At 69.8% G+C, this 21789-nt stretch carries 14 protein-coding genes; 7 read left to right on the forward strand and 7 right to left on the reverse strand.

What is annotated here, in order from left to right; all coding sequences use genetic code 11:
* Window positions 1-109: 109 nt before the first annotated feature.
* Window positions 110-1225, reverse strand: a complete 1116-nt coding sequence (locus C8P66_RS06390; protein WP_211314050.1) for a GAF domain-containing sensor histidine kinase — start codon at window positions 1223-1225, stop codon at window positions 110-112.
* A 244-nt stretch (window positions 1226-1469) separates the two neighbouring features.
* Between C8P66_RS06390 and C8P66_RS06395 the strand changes: the two genes are divergently transcribed.
* From C8P66_RS06395 to C8P66_RS06405, 3 genes are all read left to right on the forward strand, one after another.
* Window positions 1470-2045: a hypothetical protein gene (locus tag C8P66_RS06395; protein ID WP_111397357.1), complete on the forward strand. Its 576-nt coding sequence runs from the start codon at window positions 1470-1472 to the stop codon at window positions 2043-2045.
* 83 nt (window positions 2046-2128) lie between these two features.
* On the forward strand, window positions 2129-3748 hold the full coding sequence (locus C8P66_RS06400) for an ABC transporter substrate-binding protein (protein ID WP_111397358.1): 1620 nt from the start codon (window positions 2129-2131) through the stop codon (window positions 3746-3748).
* Complete coding sequence (locus tag C8P66_RS06405; RefSeq protein ID WP_170141561.1) at window positions 3745-4623, forward strand: alpha/beta hydrolase; 879 nt, start codon at window positions 3745-3747, stop codon at window positions 4621-4623. The genes C8P66_RS06400 and C8P66_RS06405 overlap by 4 nt, the downstream gene beginning before the upstream one ends.
* 52 nt (window positions 4624-4675) lie before the next feature.
* Here C8P66_RS06405 and C8P66_RS06410 read toward each other — a convergent pair whose 3' ends face one another.
* The 4 genes from C8P66_RS06410 to C8P66_RS06425 all read right to left on the reverse strand — a co-directional run bounded on the left by C8P66_RS06410 (window position 4676) and on the right by C8P66_RS06425 (window position 10224).
* Window positions 4676-5638, reverse strand: a complete 963-nt coding sequence (locus tag C8P66_RS06410) for a tripartite tricarboxylate transporter substrate binding protein (protein ID WP_111397360.1) — start codon at window positions 5636-5638, stop codon at window positions 4676-4678.
* Window positions 5639-5669: 31 nt separating this feature from the next.
* The gene (locus C8P66_RS06415; RefSeq protein ID WP_111397362.1) at window positions 5670-6539 is read right to left on the reverse strand and encodes a fumarylacetoacetate hydrolase family protein; all 870 of its coding nucleotides are present in this window, start codon (window positions 6537-6539) and stop codon (window positions 5670-5672) included.
* A gap of 79 nt (window positions 6540-6618) precedes the next feature.
* Window positions 6619-8013 carry an amidase gene (locus C8P66_RS06420; protein ID WP_111397559.1) on the reverse strand — a complete coding sequence of 465 codons (1395 nt, stop codon included), beginning with the start codon at window positions 8011-8013 and terminating at the stop codon, window positions 6619-6621.
* Window positions 8014-8643: 630 nt separating this feature from the next.
* Window positions 8644-10224 carry a gamma-glutamyltransferase gene (locus C8P66_RS06425; protein ID WP_111397363.1) on the reverse strand — a complete coding sequence of 527 codons (1581 nt, stop codon included), beginning with the start codon at window positions 10222-10224 and terminating at the stop codon, window positions 8644-8646.
* A 110-nt stretch (window positions 10225-10334) separates the two neighbouring features.
* Between C8P66_RS06425 and C8P66_RS06430 the strand changes: the two genes are divergently transcribed.
* Both C8P66_RS06430 and C8P66_RS06435 read left to right on the forward strand, forming a co-directional pair.
* Window positions 10335-12278, forward strand: coding sequence for an AsmA family protein (locus C8P66_RS06430; protein WP_111397365.1), 1944 nt, complete (start codon window positions 10335-10337; stop codon window positions 12276-12278).
* Between the two features lie 46 nt (window positions 12279-12324).
* Window positions 12325-13446, forward strand: coding sequence for a GTPase (locus tag C8P66_RS06435; RefSeq protein ID WP_158537120.1), 1122 nt, complete (start codon window positions 12325-12327; stop codon window positions 13444-13446).
* 6 nt (window positions 13447-13452) lie between these two features.
* Here C8P66_RS06435 and C8P66_RS06440 read toward each other — a convergent pair whose 3' ends face one another.
* Window positions 13453-16815 (reverse strand): indolepyruvate ferredoxin oxidoreductase family protein, encoded by a 3363-nt coding sequence (locus C8P66_RS06440; RefSeq protein WP_245903265.1) that lies wholly within the window; start codon window positions 16813-16815, stop codon window positions 13453-13455.
* A 109-nt stretch (window positions 16816-16924) separates the two neighbouring features.
* Here C8P66_RS06440 and C8P66_RS06445 point away from each other — a divergent pair, with 109 nt between their 5' ends.
* A complete protein-coding gene (locus C8P66_RS06445) occupies window positions 16925-17377 on the forward strand; it encodes an Lrp/AsnC family transcriptional regulator (RefSeq protein WP_111397369.1) in 453 nt (150 codons plus the stop codon).
* 7 nt (window positions 17378-17384) lie between these two features.
* On the opposite strand, the gene C8P66_RS06450 is transcribed toward C8P66_RS06445, so the two are convergent.
* Window positions 17385-19424: a DUF4214 domain-containing protein gene (locus C8P66_RS06450; protein ID WP_111397371.1), complete on the reverse strand. Its 2040-nt coding sequence runs from the start codon at window positions 19422-19424 to the stop codon at window positions 17385-17387.
* A 181-nt stretch (window positions 19425-19605) separates the two neighbouring features.
* Here C8P66_RS06450 and C8P66_RS06455 point away from each other — a divergent pair, with 181 nt between their 5' ends.
* A complete protein-coding gene (locus C8P66_RS06455; RefSeq protein WP_281271336.1) occupies window positions 19606-21765 on the forward strand; it encodes a malate synthase G in 2160 nt (719 codons plus the stop codon).
* Window positions 21766-21789: the final 24 nt, after the last annotated feature.

Raw genomic sequence — 21789 nt, forward strand, 5'->3', positions numbered from 1 at the left:
GGGAATAGGGTGCTCCCATCGACGCTGGCCTCCTACCCAGCCAGAACCTTGAATCAGATCACCCTCCGCGTCGGGAAGAAAATTCGATTCAGCCCCAACGCATCCCGCTCTAACCGTCCAAAGGCATCCGGAAGGTGAAGCGCGTCTCGGCGGGGTCGGACGCCACCTCGATCACGCCGCCATGGGCGCGCGCGATTTCGGAGGCGATGAACAGGCCCAACCCCAGCCCGTTCTGGCTGGAGCCTCCGCGGAAAAACGGCTGGAACAGGCGCTCCAGCACCGCAGGCGGGATCGGGTCGCCCCCGCTCGCGACCGAAAGCTCCAGCATATTGCCTTGTGTTGTCGCACTGACCCGGATCGGGGCCTCCGGCGCACCATGCACCAGGGCATTGGCCAGCAGGTTCGACAGCAGCTGCGCGACCCGGGCGTGATCGCAATTGACCGGTCCGGCCAAGGCAATCTCCACCAGGATCTCGCGATCCTCCCAATTGCTTTGCAGCTCCGCGATCACCTGGCGGAGTGTGGGCTCCAGGGGGGCGTTGGCATTGCGGGTCAAGGTCAGCCCACCGCCAAGGCGGCCCCGGGAAAAATCCAGCACATTGTCGATCAGCGCGCCCATGCGGGCCACGCTGCGCCGCATGTGGCCGATGATCACCGTGGATTGCGCAGGATACCGCAGCATCCGGGACATGCCGGAGCTCAGCGACTGCAGCGGATTGCGCAGGTCATGCCCCAGGACGGCAATGAACTGCTCCCGCAGCAGCGCCGTTTCATGCTCCGCCAGCAGCTTTGCTTCAACGGACGCCACCTTCGCATGGGCATCGAGATGAAATGCGATGAGTTCGGCGAAGAGTTTGAACATGCCGATGGTTTCGGGGCTGTCCAGCTTATGCGGATCGGGATCGATGGCGCATAGCGTCCCGAAGAAGCTGCCATCCGCCAGGATGATCGGCATCGAGATATAGCTCTGGAACCCATACAACGCCGGGGTGCGATGGTCTCGATAGAGCGCGTCCTCGGCCACGTGGTTGATCACGACCGGGGCGAGGAGGTTGCGGACGGTGTGGCAGAGCGTCGTGTCGACCTTCAGCTCGCCGCCGGGCTGAAGGTCGAAGGCGATGCCATCCTGCACCGCGCAGGCCACCCAACGGGTTTCAGTGACCCGCGCGACCGCCGCGAAGCCCATGCCGGTGGTGCGGCACACGACATTGAGGAGGGTCGGCATGGCCCCGATGCCCGCGATCGCGGACACAGCCCGCTCAATCTCGTCCGCCATGAGGGGTCCGTCACATCTCCGGTTCGGCGGGCATTTTAGCACGGGGCCGCGCCACAGGGCAGGCGCGGTGGCGCCGGGCTTTCGTCCCAAAACTAACAAATGTTAGGAAAAACTCCCAAATACCTTACTTTCCTCATTCTCCGATACGATGGCATTCTCCCAGCCGTGGCGAGCCGCCGCAGAGGATCACCACATGCCACGCGCGCAGGCCTGCGACATCATCATCGATATGAAGCCAACCTTCGGGCATTGCGGCCTCGTCACCGGCAATTTCACCAACCGCTCCGCCACCATGCCAACCGGGCAGCAGGTGCTGCATGCGGTGTCGGAGGGGGTGATCGAGGGCCCCTGGGGCAATGGCCGCGCCTTCTGCTTCCGCTCCAGCGGGCTGTCGCGCGCGGAGGCCGAGCGCATCCAGAACGTGGCCAATGAGATCAAGGGTGCCGCCCAATACGGCGCCGCCCGCGCGATCTTCAAAAGCTGGACCGGCAGCAGCAAGTTCGGCACCGGCGCCTTCGAGCGCCTGTATAAATACCGGACCAACATGCAGAACAGTCAGGGTGTGCTCAAGAACGTCTATTGTTCGGAGCTTGTGGTGGTGGCCTATCAGCTTGGGCTTCAGATCAACCGGCAGCACGCATCCTGGATCGACCTGGATGGCAAGCACACCCTGCCCAGCACGCTCAAGACCTGGCTGACCGGCCGTCCGACCAACTGGACCTGCATGGGCATGGTCACCGACGACACACTGGAACTCTCGCCGGTCTGAACCGGCCGCCCATTTGCGCCGCCCCAATTGCCATCCGCCTGCTGGCGTCGATACTGCGCGACCATGACGCAGGACCCCAGCCGATGATCCGGTCAGCCTTTGCCGCAGCGCTCGCCCTCCTCCTCGCCGCCCCTGCTCACGCCCAGCTTCAGACCCAGACCCAGACCCTGCGCATCGCCATGGCGGCCGAGCCGACCTCGGCCGACCCGCAGAACTATGCGGCCGCGCCGAACTCCACCCTGCACGACCATGTCTTCGAGGGGCTGGTGGATCTGGACGCCCGGTTGAAGGCGCGGCCCTCGCTCGCCGTCTCCTGGAGCCGCCGCGACGATCTGACCTGGGTGTTCCAACTGCGCGAGGGCGTGCGGTTTCACAATGGCCAGCCCTTCACCTCGGCCGATGTCGTGTTCTCCTATTGCCGGATGCTGAACAACCCGACCGAGCTTGCGGTCAGCTTCTCCTCCACCGTGCGCCGCCTGGCCTCGGTGGTGGCGGAGGGGCCGCTGCGCCTCGTCATCACCACCCGCCAGCCGGAGCCGCTGCTCGCCTCCGACCTGTCCGGCCTGCGGATCATCCCCGCCAGCCTGGTGCCGGCCCGCCCCATCGCCTTCGACATCGCCACCAAATGCGCCGGCGAGGGCCAGCCCTGGCCGACGCTGGAGCAGTTCAACGACGGCACCGCCGCCATCGGCACCGGCCCCTTCAAGCTGGCCCATTTCGGCCGCAGCGGGGTGACGGAGCTGGTCCGCAACGATGATTACTGGGGGCCGAAGCCGTATTGGCAGCAGGTGCGGCTGCAACCGGTGACCGCGGCCGGCCCGCGGCTGGCGGGATTGCTGGCCGGCGACCATGACATGGTCGAGGCCCCGGCGACCGGCGACATCCCCCGCCTGCGCGGCAATGAGGCGATCCGGCTGGCCATCGCGCCGACCACGCGGCTGATCTTCCTCCAGCTCGACCAGCGCGAGCCGGCGCCCTTCGTGAACGGCGGCGAGGGCCCCAATCCGCTGCGCGATGCACGGGTGCGGCAGGCGCTGTCGCTGGCGATCGACCGCAAGACCATCGCCGAGCGGGTGATGGATGATCTGGCGCTGCCGGCCACGCAGATCCTGCCCGATGGCATGTTCGGCACCATCCCCGGCCTGCCGGTGCTGCCCTACGACCCCGCCCGCGCCAAGGCGCTGCTGGCCGAGGCAGGCTATCCCGACGGCTTCGCCATCACCTTGCATGCGACCAACAACCGCTATGTGAACGATGCCCGCATCGCCCAGGCGCTGGCGCAGTATTTCACCCGGATCGGCGTGCGGACGGTGGTGGATGCGATGCCCTCCAACGTCTTCTTCGGGCGGCGGGCGCGGCGGGAGTTCTCGGTGCCGATGGGCGGCTGGTCGGCCTCGGCCGAGGAGACGCTGCTGTTCTTCCGCAGTTGGCTGACCACCGCCAACCGCGAGCGCGGGATCGGCGGCAGCAATTACTCCGGCTGGTCCAATGCGGCCTTCGACGCCGCCGCGGTCACCGCCTTGACGACGATGGACGAGACGACGCGTGGGCAGTTGCTGCGTGAGGCCTCGCGCATCGCGCTGGAGCAGATGCCGGTGCTGCCGATCCATTTCGAAAGCGCCGTCTGGGCGTTCCGCCGTGGCCTGGCCTTCGCCGGGCGCATGGACCAGACGACTTTGGCACAGGATGTGACCCCCGAATGAGCATGCTCTCCGACGCGCTGGCCGGCCCCGGCCGTGCCGCTTTGCCCTGGCTGGATGCCGCCTGCGACGCCGCGTGGCCGCTGACGCTGCATACCTACCGCCCGGCCGGCTACACGCCGGACCGCCCGGTCGTGCTGGTGCAGCACGGCATGGGGCGGAATGGCAATGAGTATCGCGACTTCTGGATCCCGGCGGCGGAGAAGCACGGGCTGCTGATCGTCGCCACCACCTTCGGCAAGGACGCCTGGCCGGCGGCCGAACACTACAACAACGGCCTGGTCCTGGATGATGCGGGCCGGCTGCGCCCGCGCGACGCCTGGGCCTATGCCATCCCTTTGCGCGCCTTCGCGGCCTTGCGCGAGGCCGGGGTCACCACACGCCCCCGCGCGCATCTGTTCGGCCATTCGGCGGGCGGGCAGTTCGGCCACCGGCTGATGGCGACGCAGCCGCATACGGCGCTGGAGGCCGTGACCATCGGCAACCCCGGCTGGTACACCCTGCCGGTGCTGACGCAGGATTTTCCCTCCGGCATGGGCGGCATCGGCCTCGGCGACGCCGAGGTGGAGGCGTTGCTCACCTTCCCGATGACGATTCTGGCCGGGGACCGGGATATCGAAACCTCCGGCCCCTCGCTGCCGGCGCAGCCCGCGGCGCTGGCCCAGGGGCCGCACCGCTTCGCCCGCGCGCACCACTATCTGGCGGCCGGGCAGGCCGAGGCGGCGCGGCGCGGCATCGCCTGCAACTGGCGTCTCGTGCCGGTCGCGGGCATCGGCCATGACGGGGCGGCGATGTCGCGCGTCGCCGCCGCGCTGTGGTTCGAGGACCGGCTGATCTCGGCCGAGGAAGCCGGGGCCAGCGCGGTCGGGGCGCTGTAGGGCACGAGATCGGTCCGGCCGGACCGATCTCGTGCCCTGCAAGCATTTGGCGCTACTCGACCTTGCCGATCTTCTGCACCGCCGCGACCAGCCTGGCACTGTCCGCGGCGAAGAAGGTCGCGAACTCCGGCGCGTCGAGGTAGTGCGGGGGTGAGCCGGCGGCGGTGAAGGCGCGGATCAGCTCAGGATCGGCCATCGCCTGGCGCACCACATCGCGCAGCCGCGCCATCACCGGCGCTGGTGTCGCGGCGGGCGCGAAAAGCCCGGCCCAGATGTAGAACTCCACATCGGACAGGCCGGATTCCATGAAGGTCGGCACATCCGGGAAGGCCGCCGCCCGTTCCTGCCCCCAGCAGGCCAGCACCCGCAGCCGCCCGCTCGCGACATGCTGCGTCAGCGTGCCGGGCGCGCTGGCGAGCGCCTGGATGTTGCGCGAGAGCAGCGCCGTCACCGCCGGCCCCGCGCCCTGGAACGGCACGTGCAACAGGCGGATTCCGGCCGATTTGGCGAACATCTCCATCGCCACATGCAGGGTGCCGTAGGTGCCGGAGGAGCCATAGGCGATCGACTCCGGTGCCGCGCGGGCGGCGGCGATGAACTCCGCCAGGGTCTGCCACGGCGCATCCGCCGGCACCGCCAGCATGGTCGGGTCGGCGTTGATCAGGGCGATGGGCGCAAGCTGATCGACGGTATAGGTCGGCTGCCGGTCGAACAGCCGCTCCGCGACCGGGATCACCGCCAGCGAGGACAGCGCCATCAGCAAGGTGCCGCCATCCGGCGCGGCGCGGGCGACGAAGGTATTGCCCAGCGCCCCCGCCGCGCCGCCGCGGTTCTGCACGATCACCGACTGGTGCAGGATCTTCTCCATCGCCGCCGCGACCGGGCGTGCCGCCAGATCCGCTTGCCCGCCGGGGGGGAAGGGCACGATGATGGTCAGCGGCCGGCTCGGCAGCTCCTGCGCCACGGCGGGTGCCGCGACGGCAGCCGCCAGCAAAGAGCGTCGGAACAATTTCATTGCTTGTGTCCTCCCCTTGAGCGCCGGCGGTTCAGCCCACCGGATTTTCCAGCACACCAATCCCCGGCACCTCGATGCGGACGACATCGCCCGCCTTCAGGAACCGCGCCGGGGTGAAGCCGAGACCGACACCGGCGGGCGTGCCGGTGGCGATGATGTCGCCCGGCTCCAGCGTGATGGCGGCGCTGATCGTCTCGATCAGGGTCGGGATGTCGAAGATGAGGTCGGCGACCGGGGCGTGCTGGCGCTGTTCGCCATTGACCCAGGTGGTGATGGTCAGCGCCTTCACATCGGGCACCGCATCGGCGGTCACGATGGCCGGGCCCATCGGGCCGAAGCCGTCGATGCCCTTGCCCAGCACCCATTGCCGGTGGCGGTGCTGCAAGGTGCGCGCGGTCACGTCGTTGATGATGGTGTAGCCGAAGACCGCGGCCATCGCCTCGGCCTTGGCGATCCCGCGCCCGCCGGCGCCGATCACCACGGCCAGTTCGCCCTCGTAATCGGTGCTGTCGGTGGGGTCGAGGTGGCCGGGGATGGTCTCCCCGGTCGCGATCACGCAGGTCGGCGGCTTGGTGAAGACGACGGGGGCCTCGGGCACCACCTCCTTGGCGGTGGCATCGAAGCCAGAGCCCGCGAATTCCTTGGCGTGCTCATGGTAGTTCTTGCCGACGCAGAAGATGTTCTTGGCCGGGCGGGGGATGGGGGCGAGCAGCCGCGCGCCCTGCACCACCGGGGCGGTCCGCAGCGCCTCGCGCGCCTTGGCCAGCATGGCGGGGCCGGCGGCGATCAGCCCGATCATCGTATGCGGCAGCCCGGCGCCGGACAGGTCCCGCACCGCGCCCGCGTCATCGAGCGCGCCAAGCAGGGGCACGCCCCCGCTGGAAAAGGTCACGAGGCGCATGGGGGTTCCTCCAGGGAAATGGTTTGCGCAGATGTCGTGCCCGCTGCGCGCGCGCTTGTGAAGGGGATCAGACCAGGGCTCAGACGGGGGCGGCCGTGGCCACGCTGGCCGCCACCTCGATCGCCCGCGCGGCGCGGAAGGCGAGGTCGTCGCGATACAGCGCCGCCGCCACCTGCACCCCGCGCGGCATCCCCGCCTCATCCAGCCCGACCGGCACGGTGATGGCGGGTTGGCGGGTCAGGTTGAAGGCGAAGGTCCAGGGTGCCCAGTCGCGCCACAGCGCCTCCCAGGCGCGGATCGTCGGCTGGTCGGCGCCGATCGCGGCGGTGGGGGTGGAGGCGGTGAGGATCAGATCGTAGCGCTGGTGGAAGCGGGCCATGATGTGCGCCGCCTCGATCCGCAGCATCTCGGCACCCAGGAAGTCGGTCGCGGGCATGTCGTCCTGGCGGCGGGCGACCTCCTCGATCCCTGCATCCAGCAGCGCGCGTTTTTCCGGGGGCGTGGAGGCGACCAGGCGCGACAAGGCGACACCCCAGACGCGGCCGAAAATGGCGCTGGTGTCGGGCAGGCCGGGGTCGGCTTCCTCGACGATGGCGCCCTGGGCTTCCAGCATCCGGGCGGCGGCGACCAGGGCATCCTCGCCCTCCGCATCCAGGGGGGCGGCGAAGCCGAGGTTGCGGACCAGCGCGACGCGCAAGCCTGCGACACCCTGTTCGATGCCGTCCCGCCAGTCGCGGCGGTCATCGGGCAGCGCATAGGGGTCGCGCGCATCGAAGCGCGCCATGGCCGACATCATCAGTGCCGCATCGCGCACCGTGCGCGTCATCGGCCCGGCGCAGGCGACGCCGCTGAAGGCGCCATGCGGCCATTGCGGGATGCGGCCGAAGCTCGGCTTCACGCCGACCAGGCCGCACCAGGCGGCAGGGATGCGAATGGAGCCGCCGGCATCGGTGCCCAGATGCAGCGGGCCGAAGCTCGCGGCCCCCGCGGCACCGGCCCCGGCGCTGGAGCCGCCCGGGGTGCGGTCGCGGTTCCAGGGGTTGCGGGTGATGCCGTGCAGCGGGCAGTCGCCCGGGGTCTTCCAGCCGAATTCGGTGGTGGTGGTCTTGCCGATGATGACCGCGCCCTCGGCCTTCAGCCCCATGACGAGGGGCGCGTCCTCGGTCGCCGGTGTCGCGTCGGTGGTGCGGCTGCCGCGGCGGGTGGGCAGGCCGGCCATGTTGACCAAGTCCTTCACCGTGGTCGGCACGCCATCCAGCAGCCCGATCGGGCGGCCGGCGGCCCAGCGCTGCGCGCTTTCGCCGGCCGCGATGTGGGAGCGGGGGTTCATGCAGGCGAAGGCGTTCACCCAGGGGTTGAGGCGGGCGACGCGCTCGGTGACGGCCTGCAGCGCCTCAACCGGGGAGAGGGCGCGGCGGGCGTAGAGGCCGAGCAGGGTCTCGGCGGTCATCAAGGCGGGGTCGGTGTCGGACATGTGCGGGACCTGCATGGGGCGAGGGCGGCAGGATCGCGCGGAAGTGGGGGTGGGGATAGGGTGGGGGGCCGTCAGCCGCGCCTAGCTTGTGCGAAGAAGGCGATGGAGCGGAGGATACACATCCCAACCGCGAATTCTACCCGAGAACATAAAATGGATAATATTGTTGATTATTTATATTTCATAGTTGATCCGACGTTCGCCGATTTTCATCGTAATCTGAATTCTGAGCGTCATGCTTTTCTTGCCTGCGTTGCAATCTATCATTCGGTCGATCGGGCTGCTCATCCAAAAAGTCCAGGTAATTTGAGGAAGGAGTGGCGCAGGAAATTGTTTAATTTTCTTGTGGTCGACATGACCGCACATCAATTTAAACATGTGAATAGCAGCGATGAGGGGCATTTTTCGGAAAGATTTAATATTCCTTTATCGCCTCTCGTATTTCCTAAATCAGACTGTTGCTCAAGTAATATTCACCATCTTATGGATTTACATAATTTGTACTTCGTTATTCAGGGTTCCGTTAAATTCGTTCGTCAGCAGGCCGAGAGGAATTCTCAACGTTCCTACCGCCGGAGGCGGGGGCTATCCTATCCGCCCCCTGCCGGATGCATCGGCCAGCCCAGGCCCTCACCCCTGCCCCACAGCCCCGCTCCACGGGCTCATCGCATCGCTGATCCCCCGCCGCAGCTTCCCATCCCAGACGATCGCATTCGGGCAGGCGAAATTCACCGGCAGTACCGCATGCTCCACCGGCTCGCAGGGCCCGGCCAGCGCCAGCGCGCCTAGGATTTCGGCCCCAAGCCTGCGATCCGCCGTCACCCCCTCCGGCCCCGAGACATCGATGCGCGGCTGCGCTCCCGCCTGTTCCGGCGTCATCCCGAAGTCGAGCAGGAAGGCCAGCGTCTGGTACACCGCCGCCAAAATCCGCCGCCCGCCCGAGGCCCCGGCCGCGACCACCGTCTTGCCATCCTCGCTGGCAAAGATCGCCGGCAGCATGTTGCACAGCGGCCGCGCCCCGGGACGAAAATGGTTCGGCGTGCCCGGCGCCGGGTCGAACCACATGACGCCATTGTTCATCAGCACCCCCGTCGCCGGCAGCACCACCCGGCTGCCCATCGAGGACAACAGCGTGGTCGTCATCGCCACCGACATGCCGTCCTTGTCCATCACCGTCAGATGGGTGGTGCAGGTCTCGGTGGGTTCGGGGGCATTGGCGGCGCCCAGGCCCTTCAGCCGGTCGGCATAGGCCGCGCGCATCGCAAGCGAGGCCGCGACATACCAGGCCGCATCCGGCGCGGTGGCCGGCACATCGGCCATGCCCTCCATCACCGCCTCCAGCGTCGGTGCCGCGGTCAGCCCGCCGGGCAGCCACAGCGTGCCCTTGCCGCGCCAATCCACCGGCGTCGCGGGGCGCAGCAGCGCCTTGCAGCCGGCCAGGTCGGCGGCCGAGACCACACCGCCCATCGCCGTGATGTCGCGCACCAGGTCGGCGGCGATCGCGCCCTCATAGAAGTCGCGCCACCCCGCGTCCCGCAGCCGCTCCAGCGTCTCCGCGAGCTTGCCGAGGCGGAAGAACCCCGGCGTGCCCTGATACGGTGCGACCGGCGGCAGCCCGCCCGGCAGATAGATCCGCGCGCTTTCGTCATAGAGCCGCAGCGAGGCCGCGCTATTGGCGATCTTCAAGGTGGTGAACCAGTCCTGCGCCAGCCCGCGCCGGGCCAGCGCCACCGCCGGGCCGAACACCGCCCGCCGCCCGAGCCGGCCATAGGTCTCGTGCAGCAGCCCATAGCCCGCGACCGAGGAGGGGATCACGAAGCTCAGCGGCCCATGGATGTTCTTATCGCCCTCGACCTCGGGCCAGGAGAACAGATCCTGCTTCATCCGCCCGGTCAGCGGGAACAGCGCGGGGTCGAGCCCGGCCGGCGCCACGGGGCCGAAATCCAAGGTCTCCGCGCGGCCGTCCGCATGGCGGATGACGGCGAAGCCGATCCCGCCGAGGCCGGAATTCCATGGCTCCACCGTCGCCAGCACCAATGCCGCCGCCACCGCCGCATCCGCCGCATTGCCGCCCGCATCCAGCACCGCGATGCCGGCCCGCGCCGCATCATGGTTCTGGCAGACGACGATGCCGCCCCGGCTTTCCGCGCCGGGCTTGGCAATCTGCCAGTTCTGCGTGGTCCAGGGCGGGGGCACATAGGCTTCGGTCATCGACAGGCTCCAGGAGGATGGCCGCAGCCTGCGTCCGCTCCCTGACGGCGGCAAGGCAACTCCGGCACGGAATCCGGGTTCTTGCTCTTGGGACAAAATAAGGACGGACCATGGCCATCCCGCGCGGCTTCCGATGGCTGGCCTGGATCGGGGGGCCGATCCTGGCACTACTGCTGCTGTTCCGCTGGGACTGGTTCATCCCGCTGGTGGAGGCCCGCGCCGCCGCCGCCATCGGCCGCCCGGTGAGCATCGAGCACCTGCATCTCCGCCTCGGCCGCGTCACCGAAATCACCTTGACCGAGGTGCTGGTCGGCAACCCGCCGGGGTTCGAGGCCGAGACCCCCTTCGCCCATTTGCCAACCGCCGTGGTCGCGGTGGAGCTCTGGCCGTTGCTGCGGCACCGCACCGCCATCCTGCCGAGCATCGCGCTGGACCAGCCCGAGTTCCGCGTCCTCGCGCATGAGGATGGCAGCGACAACTTCACCTTCCCCGCGGAGGCGGGCGGGGAGGGGCCGCAGATCGGCCGCCTCGCCATCACCGGCGGCAAGGCGCAGGTGACGATCCCGCGCCTGCAGGCGGATTTCGCGCTCCAGATCGCCACCGCCGAGCCTGCGGGCCAGGACCCCTCGCTCACCGTCTCGGCCGAGGGCACCTATGCCGGCCAGCCCATCACCGGCGAACTGGTGGGCGGCGCGCTGCTCAACCTGCGCGACCGGCAGGCGCCCTGGCCCGTGCGGCTGAGCCTCGCCAATGGCCCGACGCAGGTGACCATGGCAGGCAGCGTGCAGGACCCGCTGGCGATGACCGGCGCCGATCTGCGGCTGGAGCTGAAGGGGCCGGACATGGCGCTGCTGACCCCGCTGACCGGCGTGCCGATCCCGCCGACGCCGGCGTACCGCATCGCCGGGCAGCTTGATTTCGCGCCGGGCCGGGTGCGGTTCCGCGAGATCGACGGGATGGTCGGCCGCACCGACCTGGAAGGCGAGGTCATCATCGCCCCGCGCGCCGCGCGGCCGGAGGCGGAGATGCCCCCCGCCGCCGCCCCGAATGCCACGGCGGCCCCGCCTGCGGATACGACCCCGCGACCGGACATCACCCTCAATCTGCAATCCCGCCTGGTCGATCTGGCCGACCTCTCGGGCTTCATCGGCGGCGCGCCGGCGGAGGGCGCGGCCCCCGCGGCGCCCGCCGGCCGGACCCTGCCCGCGACCCCGGTGAGCATCCCCCGCCTGCGCGCGGCGGATGTGCATCTGACCTACCGCGGCGCGAAGATCGAGGGCCGCAACATGCCGCTCGACGATCTGCGGGCGGAGATGGACATCATCGATGGCATCATCCGCCTGCACCCGGTCAGCTTCGGCGTCGGCGAAGGCCGGATGAGCGCGGAAGGCGTGCTGACCCCGCGCGAGGATGGCGCGTTGCACGCCGAGGTGGAGGTCCAGTTCTCCCGCCTCTCCGTCTCCCGCCTGCTCGGGGCGACCGGGATCGCGCAGGGGGCGGGCACGCTCGGCGGCCGCGCCAGGATCACCAGCACCGGGAAGTCCACCGCCGAGTTGCTGGCCCATGGCGATGGCGAGCTGACGCTGTCCATGGCCGGGGGCACCATCTCGGCGCTGCTGGTGGATCTGTCCGGGGTGCGGCTTGGCAATGCCATTCTCTCGGCGCTGGGGATTCCGAGCCGGACGCAGGTAGAGTGCTTCGTCGCCGATTTCGGCCTGCGGCGCGGCGTGCTGACGTCGCGCACCGTGCTGCTGGACACGTCCGAGGCGGTGATCGCCGGCACCGGGACCGTGGACCTCGGCCGGGAACGCCTGGACTACCAGCTACGGACCGAGGCGAAGCATCTGACCATCGCGGCGCTGCCCACCTCCATCCTGATCCGCGGCAGCTTCGCCAATCCGAGCGTGGCACCGGAGATTGTCGAGCTTGGCGTGCGCGGCGGGATCGCGGCGGCCTTGGGCATCGTGGCGCTGCCGCTGGCGCTGCTGCCGACGATCCAGCTCGGGATCGGGGATGATCCGCGCTGCCGCGCGCTGGTGGGGCGGGCGCGCTGAGGCGCTGCCCGTGGTAGCCTCGACCGGCAGCAAAGGAGCCGCGGCCATGCCGGATACCTCTATCGCCACGATCGCCACGGCGGCGTCCTCATTGGACCTGCAGCAACTGGCCGGCCTGCTGGACAAGGTGCTGAAGGAGCAGATGGACAAGCTGGGCAAGATCAACATCATCGTCGCGGGCCGCACCGGCACCGGCAAATCCACGCTGGTCAACGCCATCTTCGGCGAGAATTTTGCGAAAACCGCGATGGGGCGGCCGGTGACGCAGCACGCGACCTGGTATGGGCGCGCGAACCACCCGCTGCACATCCTGGACACCAAGGGCCTCGAAACCTCCGAATACGCCGAGACCTGGGCCGGGCTGCAACGCGAGATCGCCAAGGGGCGGGCCAGCACCGATCCGCGGGAACACATCCACATCGGCTGGGTCTGCGTGCAGGAGCCGGCGCTGCGCTTCGAACGCGCCGAACAGGATCTGGTCGAGGCGCTGAAGGCTGCCGGCATCCCGACCATCATCGTGCTGACCAAGCATGGCATGTTCCCCGAATTCCAGGCGGAGATGGACAAGCTCGCGCCCATGGCCGATGCGATCATCCCGGTCCGCGCCCTGCCGATGCCGGGGTTTCCCGGGACCGTGGGGCTGTCGGAGCTGGTGCAGGCCTCGGTGCGGCTGCTGCCGGAGGGGGCGCGGGGCGCCTTTGTCGCCGCCCAGGCGGTGGATTTCGCGCTGAAGACCGCCGATGCGCGCAAGATCATCCGCGGTGCCGCAGCCGCCGCCGGGACCGCCGCCGCGGTGCCGCTGCCGTTTACCGATGCGGTGACGCTGGTGCCGATCCAGATCGGGATGATCGTCGGGATTTCCCTCCGCTTCGGGCTGGAGGGGACCACGCAGAAACTGCTGCCGCTGGCCTCCAGCATCGTCGGCTGCCTGGCCGCGACCGTCGCGGGGCGGCTGATCGTGGGGCAGTTGCTGAAGTTTTTGCCGGGCGGGAGCCTGGTGAATGCCGGGGTGGCGGCGGCGGTGACGACGGGGCTGGGGGAGGCCTATCTCGCCTTCCTGCTGGCGTTTCACCAGCGCACGGGGCGGATGCCCTCGGTGGATGAGATCGTGGGCGGGTTCAGCGGGTTCTGGAAGAAATGGGGGAAGAAGGGAGATGCGGCGGCGTGAGCCGCCTCATCCCCCAATCCCCGCCCGGATCGCCGCCATTCGCGCCCGCGTCGCCACCAGGTTCCGTGCCTTGATATGCCCGTAGCCCTTGATGCCCGCCGCCGCCTCAGCCCAGTCGCAGATCGCGGCATGGGTGGCCGGCGTCAGACGTGGCAGCAGCGCCTCGATCCCCGCGCGGTAGTCGCGCGCGGTCGCCACCTCCTGCCGCCGTTCCTCGCTTCGCCCGAACGGGTCCAGCGCCGTCCCGCGCACCACCTTGCCATGCCGCAGCCAGCCCATGGCCTTCCGCATCCAGGGCCCGAAGCGCCGCTTCGCCGGATGGCCGGTCGCGGGATCGATGCGCGAGAAGATTGGCGGCGCGAGGTGCATCTCGATCCGCGACACCCCCGCAAACCCCGCCTCCGGCTGCCAGTCGCTATGCAGCCGCGCGACCTCGTATTCATCCTTGTAAGCAGCCAGCCGATAAGCCTGCCGCGCCACCGCCCAGGCCAGCCGATCCTCGCCCGGCACCGCCGCGATCTCCGCCAGCCGCACGCGGCCGACGAAGGCCTGGTAGGCCTGCGCATCCCGCTTGCGGCCCCATAGCGCGAGATCGGCGGCATAGCGCGCGATCGCGGCCTCCAGCGTCTCGGCCGGGGCTGCGGGGGCGGGGGATTCGAGCGCGATGGCCCGCCCCAGCGCGAAGGCCGCCTGGTTGCGCGCGACCTCGGCGCCGTTCAGCACCAGCGCGCGTTCGATCGCATCGCCCGACACCGGCACCAGCCCGCGCTGGAAGGCGATGCCCAGCAGCATCACGTTGAGGAAGATACCATCGCCCAACTCGGCCAGCACCCGTCGGTGGCCCGGCAGCGCCAGCACGTCGCGGCAGGCGGCGCGCACTGAGGCGAGCATCCCCGCCCCGTCGTAGCGCGTCTCGGTATCGGCGACGAAGGCGGCGGTCGGCGCCACATCCCCATTCATCACCGCCGCCGTGCGGCCCGGGGAGAGCAGCGGCCGCGCCGTGCGCCCCTGCGCCACCACCAGATCCGAGCCCAGCAGCAGATCCGTCTGCCCGGCCGAGATGCGCGGCCCGGCAATGCCCCCCGCATCCGCCCCCGGGCGCGCGATCCGCACCATGCCGTAGACGCCGCCGCCCTTCTGGGCGAGGCCGGTCTGGTCCATCGTCCGCACCGCGCGCCCGTCGATATGGGCGGCCATGGCGAGGATCGCCGAGACCGCCGTCACCCCCTGCCCACCGACGCCGGCGATGAGGATGTTCCAGGGTTCCTCATGCGCCGGCAGCAGCGGCTCGGGCAGGCGGCCGCCAAGCTCCGGCACCGCCGGCCGTTCCGGCTCGCCGCCGACCAGGGTGACGAAGGACGGGCAGAACCCCTTCACGCAGGACAGGTCCTGGTTGCAGGCGGATTGATCGATGGCGCGCTTGCGGCCCCATTGCGTCTCGATGGGTTCCACCGCGAGGCAATTGCTGACCTTCGAGCAATCCCCGCAATCCTCGCAGACGCGCGGATTGATGACGACGCGGCGCTCGGCGGCCGTGGCGGTGCCGCGCTTGCGGTGGCGGCGGCGTTCGGTGGCGCATTCCTGGTCGTAGATCAGCGCGGTGACGCCGGGGATCGCCGCCAGTTCCCGCTGCACCACATCCAACTGGTCCCGGTGGTGGTAGCCGATGCGGGGCGGCATCAGCGGATCGCCGACATGGCGATCGGGGTCGTCGGCGACCACGGCGATGGTCTCGATGCCTTCGGCGCGCAGGATGGCGGCGATGCGGGGCACGGTGGCCTCGCTGTCCGGCTGCTGCCCGCCGGTCATCGCCACGGCGCCATTGACCAGCAGCTTGTAGGTGATGTGCGCCTTGGCCGCGATCGCGGCGCGGATCGCGAGGCTGCCCGAATGCACGAAGGTGCCGTCGCCCAGGTTGGTGACGGCGTGCTCCACCCCGGTGAAGGGCGCGATGCCGAGCCAGGCCACGCCCTCGCCGCCCATCTGGCTGAACAGCACCTGGTCGCGCGGCATCTTGGTCACCAGCCAGTGGCAGCCGATGCCGGCGAGGCCGGCGCTCTCCTCGGGCTTCACGGTGGAGGTGTTGTGCGGGCAGCCCGGGCAGTAATGCGGATCGCGGACATGCAGGGGTGCCAAGGCCGCCGCCTCCAACGCCGTGACGGCGGCGAGGCGGGCGCGCAGGGCGTCGCTGTGCAACTCGGGCGGCAGCAAGGCGGCGAGGCCGCGCAGCACCGCCGGCGGGTCGAGTTCGCCGCAATCCGAGAGCAGCGGCTCCCCCGCCGCATCGCGCTTGCCGAGCAGGCGCGGCCGGTCGGGCAGGTCGTAGAAGGCGTCGCGCAACTGCGGTTCGAGGAAGGCGTAGCGGTCCTCGATGACCAGCACCGTCTCCAGCCCTTGGGCAAAGGCGCGGGCGGCGGCGCGGTCCAGCGGCCAGGGCATGCCGACTTTCCAGATCCGGATCGGGGCATCGGCCAGCCCGGCATCGGCCAGCGCCTGCCGCAGCGCCAGGGTCGCCTTGCCGCGCACGGCGATGCCGAGCTTGGCCCCGGGGGGATCGGCGATCAGCCTGTTGAAGCCATTGGCGGCGGCGAAGGCCAGTGCTGCCGGGAGTTTCCACCGCCGCAGCCGGACCTCCTGCGCGACCGCCGGATCGGGGGCCCGGATATGCAGCCCATCGGGCGGCAGGCGCAGCGGCGGGACCACGGTGCGACAGGCCTCGGGGTCCACCACCAGGGTCGCGGCGGCATCCATGGTGTCGGCCACGCATTTCATGCCGACCCAGAGGCCGGAGGCGCGCGACATCGCGATCCCCTTCACCCCGTATTCCAGCACCTCGGCCACATCGGCCGGGTCCAGGATGGGCATTTCGGCATCCATGAAAGTGGCTTCGCAGCCCGAGGTCACGGTCGAGGATTTCGCCTGCGGGTCATCGCCCGCCAGGGCCAGCACGCCGCCGAAGGGCGAGGTCCCGGCACTGTTGGCGTGGCGGAACACATCCCCGGTCCGGTCCACGCCCGGCCCCTTGCCGTACCAGATGCCGAAGACGCCCGCATGTTTCGGCTGCGGGAACAGCCCGACCTGCTGCGTGCCCCAGATGGCGGTCGCCGCCAGATCCTCGTTCAGCCCGGGATGGAACATCACATCGGCCGCGGCCAGCCGCTTGGATTGGGACATCAGCGCGCGGTCGTAGCCGCCCAACGGGCTGCCGCGATAGCCGGAGATATAGCCCGCGGTATCCAGCCCCGCCGCCGCATCCAGCGCGCGGACGATCAAGGGCACCCGGACCAGGGCCTGGATGCCGGTGAGCAGCACGGGGTCGGCTGAATCGCCCCAACGATCGTCCAGGGTCACGCCGGGGCGCGCGAGCATACCGTCCATCTTGGGCTCCCGTTATTATGCGTCATCTTGGGCCGCGCTGGCCAGAAATCTACGCTGAATGTGATTGTGCGACGGCATGATTGCAGAACATCCTTCTGCCATGGACGCCACAGACCAACGAATCCTCCGCGCCCTCGCCCGACGCGGCCGCCTCTCCAATGCCGAGCTGGCCGAGGAGGTGGGCCTCTCCGCCTCGCCCTGCTGGACCCGCGTGAAGCGGCTGGAGGAGCAGGGGGTGATCCGCGGCTATGCCGCCTTGCTCGACCTCGCCGCCCTCGGCTTCCCCGACACGGTGTTCCTGGAAGTGATGATGGAGCGCCATGACGAGGAGAATCTGAAGCGCTTCGAGGAAGCCGTCCGCGCCATCCCCGAGGTGCTGGAATGCCATCTGGTGAGCGGCGAGTATGATTACATGATCAAGGCCGCCGTCAGCGGCACCGCGGGGGCGGAAAGCCTGTTGCGGGACCGGATCTACCGCCTGCCCGGGGTGCGCCACACCCGCACCAGCTTCGCGCTGAGCTGCCTGAAGCAAACGACCTCGCCGCTGCCATAAGGTGTGGTCACAGCCAGTCGAAGGCGGCACCGACCGGGGGGTGGTCGAAGGCCTCCGCCGCCTCGGTGGACATGCCGATCAGCACCACGACCTCGGTGCGGGTGACGGCGCCGGCCTCCAGCAGATGCGCCCAATAGGCGAGGCCCCCCGGGTCCGGTTCGCGTTCCAGCGCCTGGGCATAGATCGCGGCGACGAAGGTCGCGTGGCTGGAGCCTGCGTATTTGCCGAGGAATTCGTCGCTGCCGCCGATGGACTGGATCATTCCGCTCTCATCCAGATGCCCGTTCCGCAGCAGATCCGCCCAATAGACCAGCCCGCCCGCATCCGGCGCGCGGTCGAAGACCGCATCATAGGCCATGGCGACGCGGCGGGTGATCGGGTCGGGGATGAAGACGCCGCCGGGATACAGCACCTCGAAGCGATGCGCGGCCTCGCTGCTGTCGATGAAGACCGCGATGGTCTGGGCGCGTGACGCGCCGGCATCGAGCTGGGCGGTGTGCCACGCGGCGCCCCCAGCCTCCGGCTCGCGCCCCAGCGCCACGCGATAGAGCGCGGTGACCAGTGCTGCATTGGTCAGCCCGCCGAAGCGGGCGGTGAATTCCGGGCTGTCGAGGAAATTGTCGCTGATCTCCGCGACGCCGTGGCCGTGCTCGTAGAGGTCGATGAAGTAGAACAGCCCGCCGCTGTCCGGCAGGCGGTCCAGCAGGGTCATGTAGAGCCGGATCATGGTCGCCGCGACGCCCTCGCCGCGAAAGTCGAGCACCCCATCGGCGAAGCGCAGCGTGTCGATCGCCGGCAGCCAGACGGTGGTGCCGTCGGTCAGGGCGACGCGGGTCAGACCGTCGTCGCCGGTGATGATGCTCTCGGTGTCGGCCAGGAAATGCTGGGTCTCGGCGTGGTCGGCGGCGGTGAGGAGGATGCCGGATTTCTGGGTGCCTGGGTGCAGAGGGTCGGGGGTTTCTCCTTCGTGGACGGGCGGTGGCGGAGGGGTGGGCGGCGGCGGTGCGGGGGGTGGGGGTGTGGGGGGAGGTGGCACCGGCGGTGGCGTTGGTGGCGGTGGATCGGGCGGGGGCGGCGTCGGCGGGACGGGAGGCGGCGGCACCGGAGGAGGTGAGACCGGCGGCGGTGAAACGGGGGGCGGCGAGACGGGAGGGGGCGAGACGGGGGGCGGCGAGACCGGGGGTGGCGAGACGGGAGGCGGTGAAACAGGAGGCGGTGACACCGGCGGTGGCGAGACCGGGGGTGGCGAGACGGGAGGCGGTGAAACGGGGGGCGGCGAGACCGGAGGTGGCGAGACCGGGGGTGGTGAAACAGGAGGTGGTAAAACCGGAGGCGGCGACACCGGCGGTGGTAAAATAGGCGGCACCGGCACGGGGGGCGGCGGCACCGGCGGTGGCGGCAGCACCGGGGGCGGGGCCGGCAGATCATCCTCCACCGTCACATTCAGCACCTGCACCGCGACGCTGAAGGCGCGGCTGTTCACCCCATCGGACACCACCACCAGCACGCTGCGGGTCGTCCCCCCCTCCCGCAGCAGGTCCACGCCGGGGTTCAGCCGCAGCGTCTGTCCCTCAAAGCCGAACCAGACCGAATCCGGCCAGGCGACGCTGTAGCTCAGCGCCCCCGCGGTATCCGGGTCATCGGCCCGCATGTCGCCGATGACGCCGCCGATATCCGTCTCCAGCACGAAGCCGCCGTTGAGGAAGCGCAGATTGTCCGGCGGCGTGTCGTCCAGCCCGCGCAGGGTGATGGCGTAGCTCGCCGAGGCCGCGACCCAGGTGCCGCCGACCAGCGCCTGCACGCCGAAGCTCAGCACCGGATCGGTCCCGGCCGCCCAGGCCTCCCGGTCCAGCACCATGGCGGGGGTGATCGTCAGGGTGCGGCCATCCGGGCCGAGCACCGCGGTGAACCGCGCCGCATTCGCCCCGGTCAGGGCCACCGCCGTCGCCATGCTGCCGAGCGTCAGCACCGCCGACCAGTCGCCCGGCCGGCCATTCTCCAGGATTTCGAGGGGCACGACGCCCGAGAGGTTGAGGCTGGCCGGCATGTCGGCCGCTCTTCTCGGCCCGGCCTGCTTTCGGAAGGCTGAACCGCGCTCCCTTTGCTGCCGGCTTCAGGGGCGCTATCTCGGGTGTAACAACCCGTGGTGCGGACCCGCGCGGGACGGCAGCAAGGTGGGCAGGTGCGGCGGTTCGGCCGGCGCCCCGCCCCAGGATTGGAGACGGCACGTGGCGCAGACACTCAAATTCGGTGCGATCGAAGTCGATGCCGCCCTGGCGCGCTTCTTCGCCGAGGAAGCCCTGCCTGGCACCGGGATCACCCCCGAGGCCTTCTGGTCGGGGCTGGAGGCGGTGGTCGCCGAACTCGCCCCCGCCAATGCGGCCCTGCTCGCCGAGCGCGACGCGCTCGCCGCCAAGATCGACGCCTGGCACCGCGCCCATCCGGCCCGCCCGATCGATGCCGCCGCCTATGACGCCTTCCTGCGCGGGATCGGCTATCTGCTGCCCGAGGGCGCGGATTTCGCCATCACCACCGCCGATGTGGACCCCGAGATCGCGACCATGGCCGGCCCGCAGCTTGTGGTGCCCGTCTCCAACGCCCGCTATGCGCTGAACGCCGCCAACGCCCGCTGGGGCAGCCTGTATGACGCGCTCTACGGCACCGATGCGATCCCCGACGCCGATGGCGCCGCCCGTGGCCGTGGCTACAATCCCGCGCGCGGCGCCCTGGTCATCGCCCGCGCCAAGGCGGCGCTGGACCAAGGCGCTCCGCTCGCCGGCGCCGGCCATGCCGATGTCGCGGCCTATGCCGTGGCCGGCGGGGCGCTGGTCGCGACCTTGACCGATGGCCGCGCGGTGCCGCTGGCCGATCCCGCCGCCTTCGTCGGCTATGACGGCCCGGCCGAGGCGCCGACCGCGGTGCTGCTCGCCTGCCACGGGCTGCACCTGGAAATCCACATCGACCGCGCGCATGCGATCGGCGCGACCGATCCCGCCGGCATGTCGGACCTCGTGCTGGAATCCGCGCTGACGACCATCCAGGATTGCGAGGACAGCGTCGCCGCCGTCGATGCCGCCGACAAGGTTGAGGTCTATCGCAACTGGCTCGGGCTGATGCGCGGCGACCTGACCGCCGAGTTCAGCAAGGGCGGCAAGACCCTGCACCGTGCGCTGAACCCGGACCGGTCATGGAGCGCGCCGAAGGGCGGCACCATCACCCTGCCAGGCCGTTCGGTGATGCTGGTCCGCAACGTCGGCCACCACATGATGACCGATGCCGTGACCTGGCAGGGACGCGAGATCCCGGAGACCATCCTGGATGCGCTCTGCACCGCCGCCATCGCGCTGCATGACATCAACGGCAAGCGCCTGAACTCCCGCGCCGGCAGCATGTATGTCGTGAAGCCGAAGATGCATGGGCCCGCCGAGGTCGCCTGGGCCAATACGCTGTTCGGCAAGGTCGAGGCCGTGCTCGGCATGACGCCCAACACCATGAAGATGGGGATCATGGATGAGGAGCGCCGGACCACGGTGAACCTCAAGGAATGCATCCGCGCCGCCTCCGCCCGGGTCTGCTTCATCAACACCGGCTTCCTGGATCGCACCGGCGATGAGATCCACACCTCGATGGAAGCCGGCGCGATGCTGCGCAAAGGCGACATGCGGGGCGCGCCCTGGATCAAGGCCTATGAGGATTGGAACGTCGATGTCGGGCTGATCTGCGGCCTGCGCGGCCGCGCCCAGATCGGCAAGGGCATGTGGGCCGCCCCGGACGCCATGGCCGACATGCTGGTGCAGAAGATCGGCCACCCCAAGGCCGGCGCCAGCACCGCCTGGGTGCCGAGTCCGACCGCCGCAACCCTGCATGCGCTGCACTACCACATGGTCGATGTTGCCGCGCGCCAGGCCGAGATCGCCGCAGGCGGGCGTCGTGGCAAGCTGTCGGACCTGCTGACCGTGCCGCTCGCCGCCGACACCAACTGGCCCGCCGATGCCGTGCAGCAGGAGCTGGACAACAATGCCCAGGGCATCCTCGGCTACGTCGTGCGCTGGGTGGACCAGGGGGTCGGCTGCTCCAAGGTGCCGGACGTCCATGACGTCGGGCTGATGGAGGATCGCGCGACGCTGCGGATCAGCGCCCAGCACATCGCCAACTGGCTGCGCCACGGCATCGCGACCAAGGAGCAGGTGACTGAAACGATGCGGCGCATGGCGGCGGTGGTGGACCGGCAGAATGCCGGGGATGCCGCCTATACCCCGATGGCCCCGGATTTCTCGGGCCCGGCTTTTCGGGCCGCCTGCGATCTGGTGTTCGAGGGCGCGACCCAGCCCAACGGCTATACGGAATTCATCCTGCATGCGAGCCGAAGGGCCGCCAAGGCCGGGTGACGCGCCGCGCAAGCCGGGGCTAGA

The organism is Humitalea rosea (genome assembly GCF_003253705.1).
In the GTDB taxonomy this organism is placed as follows: Bacteria; Pseudomonadota; Alphaproteobacteria; order Acetobacterales; family Acetobacteraceae; genus Humitalea; species Humitalea rosea.